General features: G+C 49.3%; 19 protein-coding genes. 4 read left to right on the top strand and 15 right to left on the bottom strand.

The window, feature by feature from the left end:
- Positions 1 to 437: 437 nt before the first annotated feature.
- The 6 genes from PP769_RS11100 to PP769_RS11075 form a co-directional block, all read right to left on the bottom strand.
- Positions 438 to 1,856: a sigma-54 interaction domain-containing protein gene (locus tag PP769_RS11100; protein ID WP_312640123.1), complete on the bottom strand. Its 1,419-nt coding sequence runs from the start codon at positions 1,854 to 1,856 to the stop codon at positions 438 to 440.
- A gap of 40 nt (positions 1,857 to 1,896) precedes the next feature.
- Positions 1,897 to 2,319: a response regulator gene (locus PP769_RS11095; protein WP_312640122.1), complete on the bottom strand. Its 423-nt coding sequence runs from the start codon at positions 2,317 to 2,319 to the stop codon at positions 1,897 to 1,899.
- 213 nt (positions 2,320 to 2,532) lie between these two features.
- Positions 2,533 to 3,111 (bottom strand): hypothetical protein, encoded by a 579-nt coding sequence (locus tag PP769_RS11090; RefSeq protein WP_312640121.1) that lies wholly within the window; start codon positions 3,109 to 3,111, stop codon positions 2,533 to 2,535.
- A 3-nt stretch (positions 3,112 to 3,114) separates the two neighbouring features.
- The gene (locus PP769_RS11085; protein WP_312640120.1) at positions 3,115 to 3,702 is read right to left on the bottom strand and encodes a hypothetical protein; all 588 of its coding nucleotides are present in this window, start codon (positions 3,700 to 3,702) and stop codon (positions 3,115 to 3,117) included.
- Between the two features lie 44 nt (positions 3,703 to 3,746).
- Positions 3,747 to 4,217, bottom strand: a complete 471-nt coding sequence (locus PP769_RS11080) for a PH domain-containing protein (RefSeq protein WP_312640119.1) — start codon at positions 4,215 to 4,217, stop codon at positions 3,747 to 3,749.
- A gap of 503 nt (positions 4,218 to 4,720) precedes the next feature.
- Positions 4,721 to 5,722 carry a sugar phosphate nucleotidyltransferase gene (locus PP769_RS11075; protein ID WP_312640118.1) on the bottom strand — a complete coding sequence of 334 codons (1,002 nt, stop codon included), beginning with the start codon at positions 5,720 to 5,722 and terminating at the stop codon, positions 4,721 to 4,723.
- Between the two features lie 622 nt (positions 5,723 to 6,344).
- Between PP769_RS11075 and PP769_RS11070 the strand changes: the two genes are divergently transcribed.
- The gene (locus PP769_RS11070) at positions 6,345 to 7,313 is read left to right on the top strand and encodes a peptidase associated/transthyretin-like domain-containing protein (protein ID WP_312640117.1); all 969 of its coding nucleotides are present in this window, start codon (positions 6,345 to 6,347) and stop codon (positions 7,311 to 7,313) included.
- 357 nt (positions 7,314 to 7,670) lie between these two features.
- A complete protein-coding gene (locus PP769_RS11065) occupies positions 7,671 to 8,837 on the top strand; it encodes a 4-phosphoerythronate dehydrogenase (protein ID WP_312640116.1) in 1,167 nt (388 codons plus the stop codon).
- A gap of 147 nt (positions 8,838 to 8,984) precedes the next feature.
- On the opposite strand, the gene PP769_RS11060 is transcribed toward PP769_RS11065, so the two are convergent.
- Positions 8,985 to 9,911 (bottom strand): hypothetical protein, encoded by a 927-nt coding sequence (locus PP769_RS11060; RefSeq protein WP_312640115.1) that lies wholly within the window; start codon positions 9,909 to 9,911, stop codon positions 8,985 to 8,987.
- Between the two features lie 255 nt (positions 9,912 to 10,166).
- Here PP769_RS11060 and PP769_RS11055 point away from each other — a divergent pair, with 255 nt between their 5' ends.
- Positions 10,167 to 10,679 carry a Mut7-C RNAse domain-containing protein gene (locus tag PP769_RS11055; protein ID WP_312640114.1) on the top strand — a complete coding sequence of 171 codons (513 nt, stop codon included), beginning with the start codon at positions 10,167 to 10,169 and terminating at the stop codon, positions 10,677 to 10,679.
- A 205-nt stretch (positions 10,680 to 10,884) separates the two neighbouring features.
- On the opposite strand, the gene PP769_RS11050 is transcribed toward PP769_RS11055, so the two are convergent.
- Positions 10,885 to 11,976 (bottom strand): alkene reductase, encoded by a 1,092-nt coding sequence (locus tag PP769_RS11050; RefSeq protein ID WP_312640113.1) that lies wholly within the window; start codon positions 11,974 to 11,976, stop codon positions 10,885 to 10,887.
- Positions 11,977 to 12,245: 269 nt separating this feature from the next.
- Between PP769_RS11050 and PP769_RS11045 the strand changes: the two genes are divergently transcribed.
- Positions 12,246 to 12,857, top strand: a complete 612-nt coding sequence (locus tag PP769_RS11045) for a hypothetical protein (RefSeq protein WP_312640112.1) — start codon at positions 12,246 to 12,248, stop codon at positions 12,855 to 12,857.
- A 319-nt stretch (positions 12,858 to 13,176) separates the two neighbouring features.
- Here the strand turns inward: PP769_RS11045 and vapC are convergent, their stop codons facing one another.
- The 7 genes from vapC to PP769_RS11010 all read right to left on the bottom strand — a co-directional run bounded on the left by vapC (position 13,177) and on the right by PP769_RS11010 (position 22,149).
- Positions 13,177 to 13,575, bottom strand: coding sequence for a type II toxin-antitoxin system VapC family toxin (gene vapC, locus PP769_RS11040; RefSeq protein WP_312640111.1), 399 nt, complete (start codon positions 13,573 to 13,575; stop codon positions 13,177 to 13,179).
- Complete coding sequence (locus PP769_RS11035; RefSeq protein ID WP_312640110.1) at positions 13,572 to 13,772, bottom strand: type II toxin-antitoxin system VapB family antitoxin; 201 nt, start codon at positions 13,770 to 13,772, stop codon at positions 13,572 to 13,574. Before PP769_RS11035 ends, vapC begins: the two co-directional genes overlap by 4 nt.
- Positions 13,773 to 13,927: 155 nt before the next feature.
- On the bottom strand, positions 13,928 to 14,884 hold the full coding sequence (locus PP769_RS11030) for a hypothetical protein (protein ID WP_312640109.1): 957 nt from the start codon (positions 14,882 to 14,884) through the stop codon (positions 13,928 to 13,930).
- Entirely contained in the window at positions 14,885 to 15,859 is a 975-nt protein-coding gene (locus tag PP769_RS11025; RefSeq protein ID WP_312640108.1) for a DGQHR domain-containing protein, read from the bottom strand.
- A 70-nt stretch (positions 15,860 to 15,929) separates the two neighbouring features.
- On the bottom strand, positions 15,930 to 19,319 hold the full coding sequence (locus tag PP769_RS11020) for a DEAD/DEAH box helicase family protein (protein WP_312640107.1): 3,390 nt from the start codon (positions 19,317 to 19,319) through the stop codon (positions 15,930 to 15,932).
- Between the two features lie 107 nt (positions 19,320 to 19,426).
- Positions 19,427 to 20,611, bottom strand: coding sequence for a restriction endonuclease subunit S (locus PP769_RS11015; RefSeq protein ID WP_312640106.1), 1,185 nt, complete (start codon positions 20,609 to 20,611; stop codon positions 19,427 to 19,429).
- A complete protein-coding gene (locus PP769_RS11010) occupies positions 20,608 to 22,149 on the bottom strand; it encodes a type I restriction-modification system subunit M (RefSeq protein ID WP_312640105.1) in 1,542 nt (513 codons plus the stop codon). The genes PP769_RS11015 and PP769_RS11010 overlap by 4 nt, the downstream gene beginning before the upstream one ends.
- Positions 22,150 to 22,296 lie beyond the last annotated feature (147 nt).

The raw sequence follows: 22,296 nt of genomic DNA, 5'->3' as shown, positions 1-22,296 counted from the left end.
ACCTATGAGGTGAATAAAGATCGATTGGGTTTGCTCTCAATCAGACAACTTGTTTCCCACAATTCACGTTTCTCGAAAAACAGACCGGCCAGATACTTGATTGTTAAGTGCCGACGCCGGGAATCCTCTTGGAGAGGTCGGGCATTCCGGAGGCCGGTCCATCACACCCAAACCAGCGTCGGCATCAAATTGTTCCGCAACATCGATGCCAATGAACACTCATCCATGCGACAAACCACAGAAGTCGGTACTGGTGCGGATTTCAGCCGACAATCAGGAATGAATGGAAAAATGCACAACGCGGCAGAATGTCCAACACCTTGGACCAACTTTTCCGTGGTTTGTTATTTCAACTAAAATTCAAGAAGTTGTGCGTCCAAAAAAATGGACAATTGAAAGCTGAGAATGGGGATTTTGGGGGCAAAAACCCGGGCAGATTAGGAAATATGATAGTCCCGCAGCTTGTTGTAGAGGCTGGATCGACTGATATTCAAGGCCCGCGCAGCGCGGGTCTTATCTCCCTTCACATCCCTGAGGGCTTGGAGGATTCTTGACCGTTCCGCTTCCTGGCGAGCGATTTTCCCGATCGAACTCAAATCGCGTTTATCGGGTTGCAAGGGATGATCGGCAAAAAAATCTTTCACTTCAAGTGTGGAATGCGGGCATGTGACCACCACCCGTTCAATCAAGTTTTCTAATTCCCGGACATTCCCAGGCCACGAATGGTGTAATAAAGCCGTTTGGGCATCGGGGCTGACCTGCATCGGACCACGCCCGTGCTTTCTGGCGCATTGATCCAGAAAATACTCCACCAACAGTAGGATATCTTCTCTTCGCTCCCTCAATGGCGGGACGGTTAACGGGAGGACGGCGAGCCTATAATATAAATCTGCACGAAACAGCTTGGTTGCCACAAGATGGTCCAGAGGTTTATTCCCGGCCGAGATGACCCTCACATTCACTTTGACGGATCCATTGCTCCCCACGGGCTTGATTTCGCCTTCCTGCAAAACGCGAAGTAAGCGGGCTTGAAATGCAGGAGTGGTATCAGTAATTTCATCCAAAAAAATTGTGCCACCTTCGGCTTCTTCAAACAAGCCTTTGCGATCAGCGACCGCTCCGGTAAAGGATCCCCGTACATGACCGAATAATTCGCTTTCCAGCAAGGTTTCGGGCAATGCACTGCATTCCACCACTATAAAAGGCCTGAGGCGTCGGCGACTCAAGGCATGAATGGTCTTCGCCACTAATTCTTTCCCGGTTCCACTTTCCCCTTGAATGAGCACCGTTGCCTCACTCGCGGCGATCAATCGAACCATTTCCACCAATTGTTGAATCGGGTCACTGCCTCCGATGATCGTGGGAGGGAGGGCCTCCGTCAAGGAATCCCCAGACATTGCAGGCGGGTCAGATGAATCCTCGTCCTGTGGAACCATCATAATACTCTCACTCCCCCGAGCCCCCATCAATATCGCAACATGGGTCATACCGGTCCCGCTTCTCAATGGCACCGCACGTGGCAACGGACATCCTGGCGTGGTAACAACCGAATGGGAAGGACAGGGAAATGTATCCTGAACTTGCCTGTCAGACCGAAACAGTTCCATTGCGTGACAAGGGTCACAAGGTGTCTGATTGGAAGGCAGTGAATCGGAAGAAGAAAGGGATGATGAAAGGATTAATGGACAATCTTTCGCTATTTTATTGGCTGAGGGATTGGCATACACCAATTCCTTCCGAGGATTGAAAATCACAACCGGCTCATCCACCTGCTGCGCCAGAAACTTTAATCCTTCAATCCGCGCACTCCAAGACACGTCGGAATCAGAATCCTGATGCACGAACGATCCGGCCATCGTTTTACCCTTTCTTTATTTCGCTATCGTGTGTATTGCCTCAATAAAACGGAAGGTTCCCGCAGGGATTCACCAAACACATTTGACAAATCCATGCCTTCAAATCAGAAATACGAAGAGGCTTTTCGAAATATCCTTTGACTCCACAATCTAACGCTTTCGCCTTGGACTGACTGTCTCCATACGCCGTCATGACGACAATCGGACAATCCGGAGCTCCTTCCTGGAGGCGCCGCAAATAGGGAAATCCGCCATCCGGCATTTTCAAGTCCGTCACAATCACATTCGGCACCACGGCCTTTAGGACATTCAAGGCATCTGTCCCATTCTCTGACTCGATCACTCGACACCCTTTTTCTTGAAGGGCGTCCACAAGGAGTGTCCGCATTGCTTCATCATCATCAACGACCAGAATGGTACAGGATTGGCCGCGATGTTTTACCGGTGTGGTATCTGAGGACATTACCGCACCCTCTTCCGAAACATGCCACACTTTCTTAGGAAACCGGAAATGCTCACAATAAACATATACTCAGCAAATTCTGGGCCCTGGGTTTATATAGGGTAGATGCCCAAATTGGCCCATTTCGTCCTTAAAATGGCCTCGGAGAGTGGTCATCCTGTGGATTTTTTCTACAATGTGATTGAAGAGTTTTTTGGCAACCTGAGGGAAATCTTATTTTTCATCCTTGCCCTCATCGTCAACCTCCAATTGTCCCCCACGATGGCACTTCAAACATTTCGCAAAATGCCCGAGTCGATGAGCACCCTCTCCTTTCCGCATCAATCGTTCAACGTACGAATTGTGTAGTAGGGTGCCATTCTGTTTCCCAGCCCCGGCGTTTATCACGTGGCAATCAGAGCAGGACGTCGCGCCGGTGGCCCGAAAAATTAATTCTCCATGAGGATTTTCGACCCTACCGATAGTTATGGCCGTTAACACACCCCGATGCTCCGTATGACAAACCAGACAAGTTTCTCCAGTTTGAATCGCCTTTTGATGCAATTGGCGAACATCCCCGGATCGAGATTGAAATGCTGCCAACGTATGACAGTTCACGCATTTTTGCGGTGTAGCTCCTTTAAACGGTTCATGGCAGGACAGACATCTCGCAATGTCAGTGTGATACCGGCTGAGATTTCCAGGAGCCCACAAGGCTTCTGTGTATGAGGGAGAAGCCCAGGCCAGTGCCACGATGATCAGACCTGTCAAAACCCAGATAAGGGGAGCAACCCATGGTCGACGACATCCCATGATTTAGAAGCCGCCGAAAAAGAGGGCTCCTCCGATGTGCAGCAGGGTGAATGAAACAAATGACCACGTTAGGGGGCCGTGAAGACATTTCCACCATCGGAGTGTCTCCTCTTGTAGCGCCAGACCATGCAGGTGCGCCTCAATCGCCTCCTCGGTCATCCCTTCAAACGCCAGCTCATGCCGTCGTTCGTACAATGTTCGAAACGCCAGATAATGCAAGGCCTGCCCGGTGATCCCACTCATCACTACCAGAACCATGGTGATAAGGGCGATGATCGGCACCAGGGCATGGAAATGCACACCGGCATGGACAAAAATGATTAAGGGGCCAACAATTCCAAAGACGATATGTACTTGAAACCATCCATGTGACCAGACCTGATTAGGATACAACCACCGTTTCAGTGGATACACAAAAGTCAGACCAATGAAGACCAGGCCGGTCCACCCAACCAGGTGAGCCATTTGCGTGTGACCGAAGGGCCGGTCTTCTCTGACACTCAAGAGGAATTCAAGAAAAAGGGCGCCGGCTATGGTGAGAAAAGTCAGACCGAGAACCAAAGATGTACGACGGGAAAGAGACGGGATCATAAAGAACTTTTCTCTTTTCTCATCACAACTGGTGTATTCATCGTTCAGGCGGGGTTGTGAGTCAACACAGGAGAAGATGGAGGAAGGAGCGCCCGTAATTTTGTTTCAATGACCTCAGGATCCTTGATGCCACGGAACCGAACACTCCGGCCTGAATTCTCGGAGTGAATAACAAGAGTACCGATTCCCAACATTCTGGCTATTGGTCCCTGCATGACTTCGACAGACTTGAACATCCCGAACTCCACGCTCGCCATATCTTTTCCCGAATACCCATTCTTCAGTACCACTCGCTTGGACGTGAGCAGATATTTGGCCCAATATCGAAGTACCACCACCAAACTCAATAATATCCCTGCCCCGACAAACCACATCTCCCAGCCGGGAAACCCCATACGTAGAAGTAAAAAACCTCGGAGTCCTGTCCATAGGCTAAAAAAATAGAGCCAAGTAAAATGCCCCCACGAGGGATACCCTTTCCAGATAATCCGTTCGGGATCTCCTGGCTCACTCATGCCTGCCATTCCTTGTGTTTAACATCTGGATTTTTTCACCTTCTAAAATACACAGATTTCATTCCCTAAAACGACGCCGTGCCGCATCATGGTCTTTGTCACACCTCTTGCGACCTTTGTGCCATTAAGTCCCACACGGATGAGAAACGATTTAAAAGAGAAGAGGGAAATGGATCCCGTCTCAGACCAGGCCATTGACGACAAACGCACCACCACCAGACAGTCAATTTGTTGATTTTTGCCTCACAAACCATTGAAAAGCAGAAAGGAAAATTGGACCCGATGACAGGTTCATAGACCCAAACAAAAAAAGAGGATTTGGGAAAAAGAGGAACCGGGGATAAGAGAAACAACTCAGAGTGGAAAAGGGCCATACAAGAGTAGGGAGGTCGTTTGAAACAGAGCCCTGAAACCTCCCGTTGGGATGGACTACACGAGCTTGTCTGCTCGAAAGGACGGCTGCTTAGAAAGGAAAAATCCTCTAGACAGCCCAGACAATCTTTTCAGCAGCTCAGATAGGGATAACCCATGTCCTGTGGAATTTGGGTATTGAATGACGCACCCGCTCCCATAAAGGCCTCCATTGGAAAGGCAGGCTTTTTCCCTATTGATCGCAGAGTCTCCACAATTCGTTCCGGCCGGCCCCAATCGCTCCACGTGACATCATTAAGCTCCATGACACCTAATTGACCGGCAAGAGGTTGCAAGACATCACGGGAAAAATTTCGTGTAGGCATATCCTGATACATAGCCTGGAGGGTCGAACCTTCGGCCGGAGTCCCGATCTGCCTTCGTAGCCCTTCAAAACGATCCATCATATCAGGAAAGCACAACCATCCGGATTTCCACAGCGTCTCGACTTTGGTCACCAGTACCAGGGTGTTCCACAACGCTCCCTCTGACATCATTCGCTTGCCATCAAGAGCCGCCGGCTTTTCTACAAATGATTGGATGCGACGAATAGACGTCCCTCCACTCCACCCGAGCACTCCTCCGACGGATATCCATCCATAATCAAGCTCCAGATGAGACGGACGAACGCCCATGAGAATCATTCGATCAGATAAAAATTCTACTGCTCGCACAGCCCGACGCACTGCCGACACAAAGCGATCTTCGGGACAGATAAAATGATCGGCGGGTAAAAGGACCACGACCGCGTGAGGATCCCAGGCTTTCACGTAAGTAAGAGGAAGAAACACTCCCGGGGCCGTGTCACAATTTCGCGGCTGAAAGATCAGCGTGCCTTCATCTTGCCTCGTGCAATGATGTTCCAACCTCTGCTGATGTGTTCGACCAACAACCGTCACTTTTTTCCTGGGCTGCCCGATTTGGTCGGCCCGGTCCCACGTATGTTGCAACATAGAACGGGTACCGACAAAGGTGCAGTATTGTTTCGGAACCGGGTACCCGAGCCACTGCTGGATTGAGGGGCGAATCCGTTCGCCTTCACCACCTGCCAACACGATGGACCACACGGAGGACGGTAGGGTCTGAACAGCCATGATGAACCTCCTGGAAATTATAAAACGTAGCTAATGGAACATGCCCGATAAAGCAACACCCATACTCGTTTTTCCAGACACCGCAAACTGACTTTCAGATAACAGGGGAGGTATCAGGGATTAATATTGCATTTCGGACCATTAATGGAAAGATAAGCAATTGAAAGGCCAGAGTCGGAAGAAACCTTAATTCGTTGATTTTTCTAACTTTCCGTCGATGCCATCAGAGCCAGAAAGGTGCGGAACCAAACAGGCTGAAGGCGTCGACCTTCATGTTTTTTCAAGAAGAATTTCCCGGGCACTGTTGCTCTGTTGTAATTAAGACATGACATGGCTTTAAACTTATGCTTTACATAGCTGTAATAGATCGGCCTGACAACCTAAGGTGGCGGCTAACCGGACGCCTTTTTGTTTTCTTTTTCATAAGTGAAACCCGAACAGATCGTTGAATTCCTGGACGCACCAATCTTTGGCATGAAACCAGCATATTATTATGATCGTGATGACCGTGCCTCTTTTTTCCAGATGTCTGAAAATGTATTTAATATACTTCTTAAGATCAATTTATCACTGGGGTTTAACGCTTGCACCCGTATAAACTAATTGACCAAAGGATCGTTCCATGAAATTCATCTCGTATGTTCTCACGTTAGGTCTCAACATTGTCCTGATCGCTCCCGCATTTAGCTATGAGGAAATCACGGTCTCCAATGGAGGCACCATTACCGGAAAGGTGACCTTAGCGGGGAAAGAACCCCCGGCATTGGCGTACAGTCTGATTACCAATCCCGATACGGACTTTTGCGGGCGTATTTCCACCGGAACAGGATGGCGTCTCGTCGATGAATTTCAAGTGGCGCCGGATGGTGGTCTCCAGAATACCGTCGTCTTTTTGGAGGGAATTTCTCAAGGCAAGCCTTTTCCCCAAACAGATGCAGCCAAAGTGACGGTGGAGGATTGCCTCTTTACGCCCTGGGTCTCGGTTGTACAAAACGAACAACCGCTCCACATCGTCAACATGGATCCCATTATTCATGATGTGCAAATTTATGAAACGGCACCATTCGGCTCAAAAGTCATGCTTCATCGCCCACTCCGGCTCAATCCGTTCCATCCCAAGAACAGAATCAAGGATCATCAACACAACCCCGGAGAGGCGATGCTCGACACGGTTGAATTCTCCCAGGGCCGCAGAATCCTCTACTTGGAATGCGGATTTCACACCTACATGCAAAGCTGGGGAGTTGCGGTAGACAACCCGTATTACGCCATTACCGATGCTGAAGGAAATTTCACACTCCCAGATGTCCCCGAAGGCGTCTACTCGCTCTTGGCCTGGCATCCGGGCATGGGAGGATTTATTAAAATGGATGTGGTGATCTTAGCCAACGAAACATTGAAGACCAGGATGGAATTCCAGAATCCGATCGACCGGCGCATGGCTCATAATACGATGTTCTCTAATTATCGGTTTGGCACCGAGGTCCTGGAAAAGGAAGGTGCGGTTTATGATGTTCAAGCGACCCATGAGACGCAAGACATCCTCAGCGACCAGCATGGAAAGACCGCCAATACCCATTCAGCGCATTGATACGGCATACATGTAAGGCCCTGGCAAGGACCTTGCTCGCCCATTTCCGAAAAAAGCTATTGATGCATGTGCTTGATTGGAATAAACAGATCAGTTAGCTATTATCTCTGTAGGGTGTTCTCAACATATCCACCTGGATCAACCAGCCTGGCGAGGAGGGTCTGACTGAATAAGTCAGGCCCCATTCTTTTCAACTCGCCTCCTCAAAAAAGACCTGCCCCTTTCCCCTCTCTCTTATGATTTTTGCCTGCCCTCGCATCGGGGGGGTCCATGTAACAACAAAAGCAAGGCTAGCGCCTATCGGCAAGTTCCGATAGGCTGCAGGTTTGGAAAAACATCGTCTGAAAGGCACAAGATATGAAAAAATCGATCAACATGGTAGCCGGAGAAAATATCCCCTATATCCACGAGGCGTTTGCCAGCTTGGGAAATCTGACTCTTCTGCCCGGGCGATCCATCAAATCAAGCGATTTGCACAATACGAATATTCTCCTCATTCGATCGATCACGAGGGTTGATCACACCTTATTGGAAGGGACTCCTGTCGAATTTGTCGGATCGGCCTCCGCAGGAGTGGACCACATCGATGAAGCCTATCTCAAAGCCCGAAATATCGGCTTTACCTCAGCGGCCGGATCGAATGCCAATTCGGTGGCCGAATATGTCCTGGCGTCCTTATTATTCCTGGGCAAGCAACAGGGGTTTTCACTCAAAGGGAAAACCATTGGCATTATCGGCGTCGGGAATATCGGCAAACTGGTCAAGCATAAAGTGGAAGCGCTTGGGATGCTCCCGGTCCTCCATGATCCTCCCCTGGCAGAAACGGGCCAAGTGGAGCACCGGTCGTTAGCCGAAACGCTCAGTTGTGACGTGGTGACGCTCCATACGCCCTTGACCACCGACGGCCCCTACCCGACCTATCACATGCTCAATGAGCAGACACTCAAATGGCTGAATCCATCCGCGATCTTCATCAATGCCGCGCGTGGGGAAGTCGTGGAGACCCATGCGCTGCTGAACGCCATCACCGAAAATCGTATCGGCCCGACCATCATCGACGTGTGGGAAGAGGAACCCGCCATTAACTGGGACCTCTTTCAAGCCGTCACGATCGGCACACCCCATATTGCCGGCCACTCCCTCGATGGCAAAGCCAATGGCACCTTCATGATCTACGCAGCCTTGTGCAAACATCTGGGCATCTCCCCCACATGGAACCCGATTAAGGTACTGCCCACACCAACCGTCCCCTCTTTAACCATCGACTATCACGAGCAATCTGATGAAGAGTTGATTCAAGAAATGGTCAGCACAATCTATGACCTGGAGGCCGATTATCATCGCATGCAACAACTGCTTACGATGCCTCAGAAAGAACGGCCTCGTCGCTTTGACGAACTTCGCAAAAACTATCCCGTCCGCCGGGAATTCCACCGAACCAACGTCACCCTCCCCAAAAACCAGGAAAGGCTTCAGCACCTGCTTGCAGAAATTGGGTTTTTGGAATTCAGCGAGGAAGCATGAAACAGAAATGGACAGGACAACTGAATAGCACCCGTTCATCCTGAGGGCAACGTCCGGCCCGGCAGTCAAAGGGTTTGTCCGGAGCCGGGTCGATGGGAGAAGGGGTAGTCGAACCGCCAACGGAAGGGTCGGGCTCCAATCTTTTATTTAAGTATCGTTCTGTTGTTGGAAGGGAAAAAGAGAAAGATAGACGGTATCCGCTCGTTTCTTAATCCACTGAAATCGGAATAACGTGCGGATTTGACTGGAGTACTGCCCGATATTCGCCTCTTGCCAGAGGCCTTCTGCAAAATAACGCCGATTCTCCCCCTCACTCAGAAATCCTGCGAACTTCTTATCGGTCACAAAGCTCACCGCCCAACTGTTCGTCCAACTCGGATGACAGCGCTGAACATAGTCATCCACCTCAAGAAGCAACGAGGTCATTCCCTCCAGATCCGTCATGAGCGATTCGGAGGCGAGGAGAAACAACACATCATGCCCTTCAGGAATATCGACAAGACCAATGCGGCTTTCCAGAGCCAGACAGGTTTGTTGGTCAATAGCATACACATCCGGTTGGCCGGGATCGCCCTTGGGAATGATAAGGGTATTGGGTGAACCGGGTTTGCACACAAACTTGAGGTTAGACGGAGGACAGTCCCACTGCAATTGCACCCCGGCTTGCTCAATATCATCTAATAGGGAAGGAATCCGGGGATTTAATGCCACCCTATTCTGAATCGATTCGCCCGGCACCAGTGGGACCATTTGTGATCCGAACCTCCCAATAGGAAGGTCCTGCTTGATTGGACTCTTGTGGGCATCCAAACGGCTAACCGAGAGCCAGGTAGAACCATCCGTGGGATTCCAGGGCAAATCCCGAACATCCACGCTGACCGGTTCATCACTGATATTGGTTAAATGAACATGCAGTTCATACAGATGTTTACCGGGCTTCTTTAAAAACACCTCCATCGCCAACGGCAACCGGGGCATTTCCTCAGGATCTTCAGCCGCAACGAGTGGAAGAGGCATGGGATTGCTCAGAGCCAAAAATCCAAAACTTATGACAAGACAAAGAAATCGGTTCAAAATTAATCCTCCCCTAAGCCGTCCCCAAATCTCCATCTAATCTATAAGCACCTTTCACAGACACTCTGAGCAAGATAGGGTCTTTTCAGACAAGTGGTCAAATCATTTCTGGTGCTGCGGTAAATCGTGTAAATTATTCGGGCGAAACAGATCTGCGTGAAAAACCCTCTCCTTTGTAAAGAGACGGATTCTGGAACGATCAACCTGCATATTGACCCATGCGAATGTCGCAAGACTCCAAAAACAAATTGTATCATGACTCAAGCTCATATCCCGAAACAGAAATTTTTTGTTGATGCCATGCTTGGCAAGCTGGCCCGATGGCTTCGTATCCTTGGGTATGATACCGCGTATGAGCGGAACATGGCCGACAAAGCGATCGTCGATCGAGTCTTGAATGAACATCGATGGCTTTTAACCCGGGATCGATTTCTGGTCCAACGGAAAGCCGTTCGAGGCCGTTTTACGCTTATTCGCAGCGACTTCGTGACCGACCAATTACGGCAGATCCGAACGGAACTTGGGATCAGGCTCGCGATTGACGAGGAGACGGTGTGTCGCTGCGTTGCCTGCAACCACATTCTGGAGAACATCCCACCTGCTCAAGCCGGTCCAGAAGTGCCTCCTTTTGTCGCCAAACATCACACGCACTTTACCGGTTGCCCAAATTGTGGCCAACTCTACTGGGCGGGTACGCATTGGGGTCATCTTCAACAGCAGCTGAAGCTGCTGAGTCAGGCGGCAACCAATCAAGTCCCCGATCAATAGCTGATCTCATAGAGTAGAGAAATTCATCTTGAGGGAGGAAGGTGTGCATGGCGAATGCCTCATCATGGGGGCCCTTAAGGTGGCAAACACTCTCCTACAATATGATCGCCAGACAGCATTCTCTTGGCTTCCGATGGGCAGTGAGTTCCTTCCCACACACATCCATGCAAAGCCAGGTTCGTTGACAGTATCCTGTTCATCCCATTTATTCTGATAGCCTGGGATAGTCTGTATAACCTTTCGCGCCCAGGGGCAAATACCAATGTTGCATATCAGCGGGCTCGTTCAGCTCAGCATTGCGCCTAAAGCGCTCCACCAGGTCAGGGTTGCTGATATACGGGCGGCCAAACGCGATTAAATCGGCGTGACCCTCTCTAATCACACTGTCGGCCAATGACTTGTCGTATCCGCAATTGCCCATTAAGGTGCCATGATAGACAGAACGAAATTCACGCAAGGTCATTGGAGGCCCTAGTTCATGGAAGCCGAAGCCCAGGCCGTCCACGATATGCAGGTAGCCCAGATTGCAGGCATCTAACTGAGCGGCTGCATAGGTGAACTGTTCGCGGAAATCCGGTGATCCCATATCGTTAAAATTGCCATTGGGAGAGAGTCTCACCCCCACGCGCTGTGAAGGCCAGACAGCGCAAACCGCTGTGACAATTTCCTTCAAAAACCGATAGCGGGATTCAATGCTCCCGCCATACCGGTCGGTACGCACATTGGTCCGTGATTGCAAAAACTGATCGATCAAGTACCCGTTGGCTCCATGAATCTCCACGCCATCGAACCCCGCCTCTTTCGCATAGCGGGCGGCTCTTTGGTAGTCGGCAACCACGAGGGCAATCTCCTCAGTAGACAGCGCCCGCGGAACCTCATAGGCTTGCTTCCCTAGAGGGGTATGAATCCCATCGCCGTTAAGCATAATCGCGGAAGGGGCCACCGGAAGCTCACTATCATGAAAACTGCTGTGTGAAGCCCGTCCCATATGCCACAATTGTAAAAAGATAGGAGTTCCTTCGGCATGGACAGCGTCGGTCACCTGTTTCCACGCGTCCCGCATCTTCACCGTGTACATGCCGGGGGATTCATTCCAGCCATTCGCTTGGGAGGAAATGGTGGTGGCTTCGGTAATTAGTAATCCCGCCGAACTTCGCTGTCGGTAGTATTCAGCCATTAAGGCATTCGCCAATCGTGCTTTTCCGGCTCGTGCCCTGGTCATCGGCGCCAGGATGACCCGATTCTTCAGGTGCAGGTCACCTAATTGGAATGGGGTCAGCAAAAGAAGTTGAGTCATTTTTTCCATCCAGGGTTACAGTGGAATACGGGTACCTAACGGGCAATTGTGAGATTCGCATGGTATGGTTTATATTTCATGATGTGAGACTATTTCAATGAGGCTCAAGACTGTCCATTCTAACTGACAGTCCGCGCATACCTGAGTGTATGGTCAACATTACCGCCTAAGGTCGAAATGGAGCCAATGTTCAAAGTCGGAGGTTCACACATCATACACACACGGCGGATCGTATGAACGAAATTCTGCCGAACCGATGATGGCACCCCATGAACGAACCACTACCAGGAATTTTTCACTGGCGAGTTGCTCACCCCGACATCCACATTGAAGTCGACAGCTACTACGTCTCCTGCCTGACCCCGGCCTTTCTTATCGATCCCCTGGTGCCTCAGGAAGGCATCGACTGGTTCAGGGAACGGCCGGCCCCGCAACACATTTATCTGACCAATCGGCTCCACGACCGCCACTGCCGACAATTTATCAAAAACTTTGGCGTCACGGTCTGGTGCCATGAGGCGGGGCTGCACGAGTTTGCGGACGGGAACTTGGCCGTTACGGGGTTCCGGTTCGGCGACGAATTGCCGGGCGATGTCCGTGCGCTTAAAGTCGGCATACTCTGCCCTGAAGAGACAGCTCTGCTGCTTCCAAGTGCCGGCGGTGTGTTGTCTATTGGTGATGCAATCATCAATGAAGACGGCGAACTCGGCTTTGTACCTGACACGCTGATTGGCGATGATCCATCCGCCGTCAAGCGTGGCCTGAAAGCCGCGTTCCTCCAGATTTGTCAGCAGGAGACCTTCGATCATCTGCTGTTCGCCCATGGGAACCCAATCATTGGTGGAGGCAAAGACACGCTTCGCACGTTCTGTCAGATCTGAACCACTGATCGACTCCCCTCTTATTGGTGGAGGTAACCCCCGTCTCCGCAATGTTTCCCGAACCTAATCCATGGTCAATATCTAGATCCTACTTAATTGATAAAGTAAGGATATCTACAAACGGGAGAGATCAAAAGTAGGGGCCGATCTTGGGAGCATCTATTGCGAGAATGGATCCTGATGTGACCAGCCAGCAATTGTGATCAAAAAAACCATTTCTTTTTAACAGCCTGGTCACCATGCTTGATATTCCCAAGCAGGCCGCCAAACAAACTGGCCTCCTCAGACTTGACGGCCGAGGCGATCATACGGAAGAGAGCTAGACCAATTGCAGGGGCACCAATTGAGCAAGATTCGAAAAATCTTTGTCGGTGGTTAAGAGGGTGCAGTCGTGTTGGATGGCGGCTGCGGCGATTTGGCAATCAGGGGTGGAGAGGGTCAACCCTTGTGCTGCGGCCTGGCGGCGAAGTTTGGCTGCCGCAACAAAGTCACTACGGTTTAAGGAGAGCAGGGGAAAGGCATCCAGATAGGTGGTAACTTTTGTAAAGGTCCCTTCATGTTTAAAGCCTTGGAGAATTTCCTGCAAAATAATCCCAATAAGGACAATGTTTTGTGTGTCTAACAGGAAGCTTTGTAATTTTTTGACTGCGGGGTGGTCTGCCGGGTCATCTTCCCGAAGGGCGAGAGACCATACGGACGTATCGACTAAGACAGTCATTTCCGTTTTCGTGCCGTCTTGTAATCATATTTGGGGTCCCATTCCAGGGTTCCGAATATCTCAAGGACGTTTTTCTGCTTCCGGCGGGTGACATATTCTCGGAGTGCTGCATTGACAGCAGCTCGTTTAGTGGAATGCCCTCCTAGACGTTGCACTTCTTGAACAAGTTTATCATCAAGTGCAAAATTTGTTGGCATAGTCTTCTTCCTTTCCCACAACGATCTACGCATCATGCTACACAACATGTCCTTGGTGGGTAATATTCCTGTGAGTCAAAGGGGTTACCTTGTAAAGCAGGGATTTGATTGCCAAACCAAAATGGAATCGATTACGACCCAGTGGGCTGAGGAGGTTAGTGGGCTCCTATGATCTCAAGCATTTTTAAGGATCCATTTTTAAAAATCTTGTTCTCATTCAAAAATCTTTCATTACATTCCCAAAGTAAATTTTTCAGGAGATTAATAATTAAAGTGTTCAATATCAATGCCGCTTCGATATCCTTCCGACCGGTTAAGGTAAAAGTATTTATCGAATCATTTAACCAGTCTGTACAACAATTTTCTTTATTATATTGCCCCAGGTTTTGTCTTCTAAAGGGAAACCAAAGTCCGTGAGAATGCCTATAATTTACATCATTCCGAATAATGGATAACCAGTTGCCTGTTGAACTACCTCCTGATCTGGTTAGCCCATCTTTTATCTCTGACAGTAAATTAATAGCTTTTATTTTTTCATCCCCTAGGCCAGTCGTTTGATCAATCTTCTGGATTAATTCCTTTATAAGTGTGAGAAAACACGCCCATGTGTCCCTATGAGAATCTTTTAATTTTTTGAATTCAATCTCGTTAGTAGAATCATTAAATTGAAGTTTGTAAAACCCTTTTTCTAAGCGAGAAACTCCATTGGCCCTATCGAAAAGTTCTACTTGTTCCAATATTTTATTCATGTGCTCTTGATCAAATTGGTTACAAGAGATGCCAAAAACTCTCAGAATTGCATGGGCTGAAAAAAAAGCAGAGTAATATGATTGAATAAAGTGCCATGAAGAACTTTTGGGGAAAGTAGGATTGCTTTGAATATTGGTAATTGTTTCAAATGCAGCTCTTGCCATTCGATCGCAGTCATTTGCTAAGGCAAGAAAAAAGGAGTGATCATTTATTCTTACTTTGAAACAATTCGGTTCTATATCATAATCAATGAAATAACTCTGATTGGCGACCCAACCCCTTATATCAGTCTCGCTTTTTGAATACACTTTAAACTGTTTCAGGCATGCTAGCTGTGATAATATCCTGGCAATATTTGACATTTAAAGTGTAAAGTCCTTTTTCAAGGATTCCTCTAAGTGTTCTAGTAAGGGCTTATAGGCGTTTCCTGTCTCAGTAATTTTGTTGGCTTTAATTCTGTTCTCAAGTGGTTCGAGAATATCCTTGAAATTGTCCACCGAATAAATAGCCCCGCATTTATCTTTTACTCGCTCCGCAATGGTTGGAAAGAAAGAACAAGCAGATTTGAATACATTTAAAGAAAAAAGATAATCGGTTAATTTTTTTGGTCTTAATACGGCTTCGCGAAATGCATATAAATAATTATTAAATATCTCATAAACCTCTTCTACGGGCCGCCCACCAAAATTTTTAATAAGAGGCTTAAATGCAGAATTAAAAGTGTTCCGAGTGTAATGACCTTTCCTTTTCTTCGCGGCCGACAATCTTCCCAGAAGAACACTTTTATTGTCCTTATTAAAGATATCGAATAAATCACGAAGATACTGTTCTTCATCGGATTCATATTCAGCTAGTTTTTTAATATCGAGCAAGAGTTCTGGCCTTACCCCTTTTTGGGTAGAATTAATGTCAATAAATAACCGACTTTCATCTCTTTTGGTTAGGCCGTCATAAATTATAACCGGTATTCGCAATGCGGTTTTAGCCAGTTTAAATCCATAAACTCGATGCTGGCCATCAATGATTAAAAATGCTTTGGGTATTGGATTAAAACTAAGTGATTTTTTGCTTGAATTATATTCTAAAGCAGCATCGGCTTGGGCTGAGAGGACAATTGACGAAGGGACCGTTCCCAACCCCGAGTCTATATAAACTGCAATCTCTGCCGCTCTCTTTTTGTCCAGTTCCCTTTGAAACCCTTCAATCGGATCTTCTTCACGATTGATAACAAAAGTTGTTTGTGCGATAACATCACTTGGGATTGTAAGAGAATAAAACTTGTGCCCACCCTGACGGACTAAGCTGACACTACCAAAACTTTTCTTTTCTCTGCTCATTAAGCTATCCCCTAATTCACAAGATTAAAATACCCATAAAACCATCTTTTATGATCCCTCTTCACATCCCTCATGCCACCGCTCTTTGACGCACATCATCCAAAACCTCAATAAGTGCTTTCACATCATTATTTGGGAACAAGCCACTGACGCCTTGGTCGTCGATGTCTGTAAAAGGGCTCTCATAAAGGCGGCGCGGATCCATAATGCCACGCTCAGTTAAATGCTCGATGATCAGATCGACGAACCCGATCTGATTGGCGGTTAACGTCCGTCCATCCATAAATTTCGTCAGGGCACGCTTGGCGGCCTCCCGATCTAGCCCGGCGAGGGTGCGAATGAAAATCCCCAGGCCGCCTTCCGCGCGAATGCGCCTTAGGTCATCGTCAGCGCCCACCCCCTCATCAATAAAAATACGCTCTAACTCGGATAGGTCCTGTTGTGTGAGCTGCTCATTTCGTTTCAGTTTCTGGATACTGATGTGGTCTTGATGCTGAGAGAGGAAATGACGCACCTTCATGAGGAAACGTGTTTTGTCCGTGCCGGAGCCGGCAATGGGCAAATCGACGACCATCCCCGCCCCTATCTCATCCTCGAAATCCGTATAAACGATCTTCCGGGCTGCCGGTTCAATTAGTTTCACAAGGCCGCGCAGCCGCCTCCGAAGAGTCTCCAGAATAGGCAGATTGATCCCCTGCCAGTATTCGTCTGTTTGCACCTCCAGGATCAATGCCATCTCGGCCGCGACCATTGGCACATTGCTCAGCTCTTCAAGCTGCGAGGCAATGTCCATGATCCGAGACTGAAGTTTAACGAAGCCGGGATCGGTGCGCAGGACGACCAGTTGCGCCATGAGGATCAGGTAATCGAACTGTTTGGCGGCCAGGTCATCATCAACAAGCGCGCTCGGTAACCCGGCAATATGTTCGGTCAGCTCGGCTCGGGCTTCGGGCGTCAGATCTTCCCAGGCTTTTTTTACCTGGAATTTTTCAACAAAGCGCCGCTTTGGCCGGACAATAAAATTGTCCAGGCTCATATTTTCAACTTCGTCGAACAGCCGGTCGCTCAAACTCTTGCGCAAAGCGATTAAGGGCTCAATATCGGTTTCAAGGTTGGTCTGATCAATCTCCCCTATTAACTCAACACGTGTTTTGAAAAGTTTCTCACTGAGAGAGACTCCAAGCGCACCATCTGTCACGGCTGGATTCTGGTTGAAGAACTCGAAATTCTGGCAGAAGTCAAAGACCAGAAAATGTTCCTTGTGTTGTCCCGGCCCGAATAGATCAGGTCGTAAGCGCGTGCCGCGTCCGATCATTTGCCAGAACTTAGTTTTGGAACGGACGATTTTGAAAAAAACGAGATTAATGACCTCCGGTATGTCGATACCGGTGTCAAGCATATCGACCGAAATGGCGATATGCGGAGCTCGACTAGGGTTGGAGAAGTCATCGATGAGTGACTGTGCATACTCGGTCTGGAAGTCAATGACGCGGGCAAAATGCCCTTTTAAATGGGGATAATTTGCATCAAAGCGCTCTGCAATAAAAACAGCATGATCGTGATTCTTGGCAAAAATGATGGTTTTGCCAAGCCGGTCCCCATCCTCGACTTTCAGCCCATGGGTCATAACGTGTTCGAGAACTTTATCCACGGTATCCGCATTGAAAAGCCACTTGTTGATCGCGGAAGCATCAACGCGGGCAGGAACAGTTCCGTCCTCTGACCATTCGAGCGCGTCCCATTCCTCCTTCTCCTCCTCGGAGAGGTCGTCATATTTAATACCTTCGCGTTGAAACTTCAGCGGTACTGAAACAGCTTTTGGCGGCACCAGATACCCGTCTGCCACGGCTTCATCCAAATCGTAGGAATCTGTCGGCACGCCTCGTTCCAGCTCAAACAGCGAATAGGTGTCCCGATCGATCTCAGCACGCGGGGTCGCTGTTAGCCCGACCAAAAGGCTGTCAAAGTAATCAAATATGGCACGGTACTTTCGATAAACGGAGCGGTGTGCTTCATCGATCACAATCAGATCAAAATGCCCTGGCCCAAAACGCCGTACGCCGTTTTGCACTTCGTCGATCAACCCGACCATCGTTGGATAGGTTGAGACATAAACGCGGCCTTCCGTGGCTTTATCGGTGACAAGATTGACGGGGGCCGCATAGGGCAAATGAGTCTTGAATGCGCCTACTGCTTGTCTCACCAGCGCGACACGGTCAGCAAGAAACAATGCCCGCTTCACCAAATTCGCACGCATCAACTGATCGATCAGGGCGATGACGGTGCGGGTTTTGCCGGATCCGGTGGCCATGACCAGCAATGCTTTCCTTTGATTTTCCTTTTCGAAGGCTTCGCCAACGCGCCTTATCGCCCGCGTCTGATAAAACCGCTCGACGATTCCAGTTTCGATCTCAACGGAGGCAAGTGATTTTTTGGTGTTCTTTCGCTGATGCAAAAGCAACAATTCGTCTTTCTTTAGAAAACCCTGAACAGACCGGGGTGGATAGCTTGCATCATCCCAAAGCCAATGCTCATAGCCGTTGGTGTAAAAGATGACGGGACGACGACCAAACTGCGATTCAAGGCAATCCGCGTAAAGCTTCGCCTGCTGTTGGCCGACGCGCGGATCCCGTTTGGTGCGCTTGGCTTCAACCAGTGCCAGAGGCTTGCTGTCATCCCCCCAAAGCACGTAATCGACAAAACCTTCGCCGGTATTGTTGGGCATGCCCGTGATGGGAAACTCACGATCCCGCTCCTGATCAAGCGTCCAACCGGCCTCATGCAAAAGCAAGTCAATAAAGGCGTCACGGGTCTGCGCCTCATTATAGTCATGGGTATCAGGGGCCGCCTGGTTAGCTTGTTTAACAGCCGCGATCTCTGCCTGGAGGCGCGCAATTTCCGTCTCTAATGCGGCCCGCTGCTGTTCAGTCTGGATTCGCGCCGCTTCCGCCTGCTCGTGTGCCTTGGTTTTTTCAGCATAGTCTTTGCCCACAGCTTGCAGGCGGGCCAAGGTCGTCACTTCAATTTGAGCGGTTTTTGGCAAGGAATCCGGCGAAAACTGCCGCCCCGCTTCGGGCTTTGCGCCTTTGGCGTAGGTGCGTACCAGCCAATAGGAAAAATGGAACAATTCTCTTAGCGCCGTGGTCGCTGCTTGTCCTGCAACAGGACGGGTATCATGAACCGCCCGGTTTCCAAGGTCCTTGATAATCCGGGCTTTGGTGACAAGAGCATTGCCAACCAGACCTCGGAAGGTTCCCTCATGGATCAAGGCCGAGAGAGCGTTGTCATAGGGACTACGCAGCGTCCTGTCATGCGCATACATCCACTTCACAGCCGTTTCCAGGGCAAGCCGGGCATAAAAACAAGCCGCGCGCGGGTCGTTCAGGGCCGCGTTTTCGGCCTTCCTTGCATGTTCAAAGACCGGGGAAAATTCAGCTTGTAAGAAGGCGAACTGGCTCACTCATCACCTCCATTCAGTCCAGGAATAGCGCATTGATAGCCTGGAATCATGAATTGCGGTGATTTTTTTTAAAAACGCGAGGAGACCGGCTTCCGTGGCTTTCATATTTATAGTTCCCCTCGAAAGGCGCGGTGTTGGAGAGTGCCAAAAAGATCACTGGTTCTGTCCACTCCCTTCCGCAATTGCGTCATCTGCCGTTCAATGTCACTCACCATTAGCTCGTACTCCGTCTGAAGCCGCATTGGAGGAAGAATTAGATCGGCGTCAGAGAGAGACCCCACATTAAAATGTTGTTGAACCTGACCCTTGCTTTCCGAAAGCACAATTGCCTTTCCGCCCTTGGAGTTGATCAAATCTCTTAAGAAATAGGATTTTACTTTATGTTTTGACGGGGTTGCGATTAGAACATCTATCGAATTGACGCCACTTAGTCCCTTAGAAACGACTGCTGCTAGACCTGGTCTACCCGATCGAACAATGACAAGATCACCCTCCCAAACACGTGTTTTTGAAAGACGAGTTTCATTGTCGCTTTCAGAAAAATAAACTACGTCGCTAAGATCAATGCCACTGGGTTTGATATTCGTTCCCCGGATCGCCGGGACTCCGGATGGCTGGTAGTAAGACGCTGGCCTGACGACGATTCCTACAGTAATTCTCTCGCACAGAGTGCCGCACTTTTCCGTTGGCCATCCCATTGGGTTGGTCGCAGGATCACCAAACATCTCATAGAAAATCGCCTGACCGAGTTCGTTCAGGCGATCGATGGCGCGCTGACGAAGGCGGCGCAATGCATCGGCCTGATCAAGGATCGCCGCAATACGTTTTTGCTCTTCGAGGGGTGGGAGTGGGATTTCCAGCTTCTCCATGTCCGTTTTGCGGATGGAGGGTACAGTTGTAGAATTGGCTAAAGTGTAGAAATCAACTGTTTCGAGAAAGTGGTAAAGGTATTGGGGGGATACTTTTTCAGCATTAGGAATTATTCCCATCACATTGTTATCAAATGTCATGGGCAAAGATGTGATCGCCCGATTATTTTTACGAATAGCTTCACCAATTTTTGCAAATACGATTGAGTTTTTTGGGAAAACTTTGGCTCGAAGTTGCTGCGCTATTTGTTTGGTCACATAGTTTTCGGCTCGTGAAATTGTTTTTCCTTCTTCTCGTTTCGCATTTGAGATGTCCCCAACTTTAGCAAATGGTAAATCCCCTTGGGTCTCCCCCTGATACTTTTTGGGGAATCCCGCACCTGAGTGGATTTCAGCGATTTCACTCAACACCTCCAAATTCATCCCATCATCTCCTCAAGCTTGTTGAGGCCGTCAGAAATCTCTTTTTCTAGCCCTCGGAGTTCGCGAATGATATCGGCTGGGGCGTCGTGGTGTTGCTCTTCGTGCTCAACTTTCTTGTAACAGTTAAGAGAAAGGTCATAGCTGCCCGTGGCACTAATCTCGTCCTTCGGTACGCAGAAACTTTGTGCTGTGCGAACATTGTCACGCTCATTCCCCTCGTGTTCAGTCCAACGCATCAGAAGGTCGGGAAGGTTGTTCTTCGCGTGCTCTTCGTCATTGATCTCCTCGCTCGGACAAACGCCAAGCTTTTCTCCCGCCAATAGTGGCGTGCGCTTATCATCGAGTGAGAAGCCATCAGCTTGAAGATCGTAGAACCAGACGTGATCGGTGCCGCCGACACCGGTTTTTGTGAACACCAGGATCGCGGTCGAGACACCTGCATAGGGACGGAACACCCCCGAGGGAAGTTTGATGACCGCATCGAGCTTATGCTCCTCCACCAGCATGCGGCGCAATTCTTTGTGTGCCTTCGATGAGCCAAACAGCACGCCGTCCGGGACGATGACCGCCGCCCGCCCGCCGGTCTTCAGTAGGCGCAGAAACAGGGCAAGGAAAAGCAATTCGGTCTTCTTGGTCTTGACGATCTGCTGAAGGTCTTTGGCCGTGGCCTCGTAATCAAGGGATCCGGCAAAGGGCGGATTAGCAAGGATCAGCGAATAGGTCCCGGCATCAGCCGTGTGATCCTGGGCCAAACTGTCACGGTAACTGACATCGGGATTTTCGACCCCGTGCAGGGTCATGTTCATAGATCCGATGCGCAGCATGGTCGGGTCGAAATCAAATCCATGAAACATTTGTTCGTGGAAGTGTTTGCGCTTTTTCTCGTCACGAAACAGGGCTGCGTGATGCTGGCGCAAATACTCTCCGGCAGCAACCAGAAATCCGCAAGTACCCGAAGCGGGGTCGCAGATCACATCTTTCGGTGTTGGCTTGGTCAACTCCACCATAAGCTGGATGATATGGCGCGGTGTCCGGAACTGTCCGTTTTGTCCGGCGCTCGCGATCTTACCCAGCATGTACTCATAGAGGTCCCCCTTGGTGTCTCGATCCTCCATGGGAATTTTGTCGAGCATTTCGACGGCCTTGGCGAGAAGCGCAGGGTTGCTGAAGCCCAAACGGGCATCCTTCATATGGCGACCGTAACTAGACCCCTCCGCTCCTAAACTACGCAGGAAGGGAAAAACATGCTCATCCACCACCGCCATCATTTCGCGCGGTTCAAAGTTTTTGAACCGGGTCCAACGCATGTCTTCGTATGCCCTCCCCTTTTCGTCGGTGCCTTCCGGGAATATCCGACGCTCCATCGGAATCCCGAGCGTCTGCGCTTTGCTTTCTTCAAGAGTATGCAACTCATCAAGCCGCTTGATGAATAACAGGTAGGTGATCTGCTCAATGACCGAAAGCGGATTTGAAACCCCTCCAGACCAGAAAGCATTCCAGATTTGATCGACCTGATTGCGAATTTCACCCGTCAGCATTTATGAACGCCCTTCCTTATAAATCCGTAAAACAAGCTGCCACAAAAGGTTGAATTTTACCAGTTTTAAGGGGTGTGTCTTCCTATATCGGGGATCTTTCTGTATTGGTTGAAAAAAAGCAAGCTTTTTCCACTGTTTAAGACAAGC

Origin of the sequence: Candidatus Nitrospira allomarina, assembly GCF_032050975.1 — a bacterium.
GTDB lineage: Bacteria > Nitrospirota > Nitrospiria > Nitrospirales > UBA8639 > Nitrospira_E > Nitrospira_E allomarina.
This window is presented reverse-complemented; position numbering and strand designations above follow the sequence as displayed.

What these genes read in the sequence shown, in the direction of transcription:
- PP769_RS11075 (WP_312640118.1), bottom strand. Translation starts at nt 5,722, where the DNA reads ATGGCTGTTCAGACCCTACCGTCCTCCGTGTGGTCCATCGTGTTGGCA.
- PP769_RS11070 (WP_312640117.1), top strand. Translation starts at nt 6,345, where the DNA reads ATGAAATTCATCTCGTATGTTCTCACGTTAGGTCTCAACATTGTCCTG.
- vapC (WP_312640111.1), bottom strand. Translation starts at nt 13,575, where the DNA reads ATGACTGTCTTAGTCGATACGTCCGTATGGTCTCTCGCCCTTCGGGAA.
- PP769_RS11025 (WP_312640108.1), bottom strand. Translation starts at nt 15,859, where the DNA reads ATGAGCAGAGAAAAGAAAAGTTTTGGTAGTGTCAGCTTAGTCCGTCAG.
- PP769_RS11085 (WP_312640120.1), bottom strand. Translation starts at nt 3,702, where the DNA reads ATGATCCCGTCTCTTTCCCGTCGTACATCTTTGGTTCTCGGTCTGACT.
- PP769_RS11010 (WP_312640105.1), bottom strand. Translation starts at nt 22,149, where the DNA reads ATGCTGACGGGTGAAATTCGCAATCAGGTCGATCAAATCTGGAATGCT.
- PP769_RS11090 (WP_312640121.1), bottom strand. Translation starts at nt 3,111, where the DNA reads ATGGGATGTCGTCGACCATGGGTTGCTCCCCTTATCTGGGTTTTGACA.
- PP769_RS11030 (WP_312640109.1), bottom strand. Translation starts at nt 14,884, where the DNA reads ATGTCAAATATTGCCAGGATATTATCACAGCTAGCATGCCTGAAACAG.
- PP769_RS11035 (WP_312640110.1), bottom strand. Translation starts at nt 13,772, where the DNA reads ATGCCAACAAATTTTGCACTTGATGATAAACTTGTTCAAGAAGTGCAA.
- PP769_RS11055 (WP_312640114.1), top strand. Translation starts at nt 10,167, where the DNA reads ATGACTCAAGCTCATATCCCGAAACAGAAATTTTTTGTTGATGCCATG.
- PP769_RS11080 (WP_312640119.1), bottom strand. Translation starts at nt 4,217, where the DNA reads ATGAGTGAGCCAGGAGATCCCGAACGGATTATCTGGAAAGGGTATCCC.
- PP769_RS11065 (WP_312640116.1), top strand. Translation starts at nt 7,671, where the DNA reads ATGAAAAAATCGATCAACATGGTAGCCGGAGAAAATATCCCCTATATC.
- PP769_RS11015 (WP_312640106.1), bottom strand. Translation starts at nt 20,611, where the DNA reads ATGAATTTGGAGGTGTTGAGTGAAATCGCTGAAATCCACTCAGGTGCG.
- PP769_RS11100 (WP_312640123.1), bottom strand. Translation starts at nt 1,856, where the DNA reads ATGGCCGGATCGTTCGTGCATCAGGATTCTGATTCCGACGTGTCTTGG.
- PP769_RS11050 (WP_312640113.1), bottom strand. Translation starts at nt 11,976, where the DNA reads ATGACTCAACTTCTTTTGCTGACCCCATTCCAATTAGGTGACCTGCAC.
- PP769_RS11095 (WP_312640122.1), bottom strand. Translation starts at nt 2,319, where the DNA reads ATGTCCTCAGATACCACACCGGTAAAACATCGCGGCCAATCCTGTACC.
- PP769_RS11045 (WP_312640112.1), top strand. Translation starts at nt 12,246, where the DNA reads ATGAACGAACCACTACCAGGAATTTTTCACTGGCGAGTTGCTCACCCC.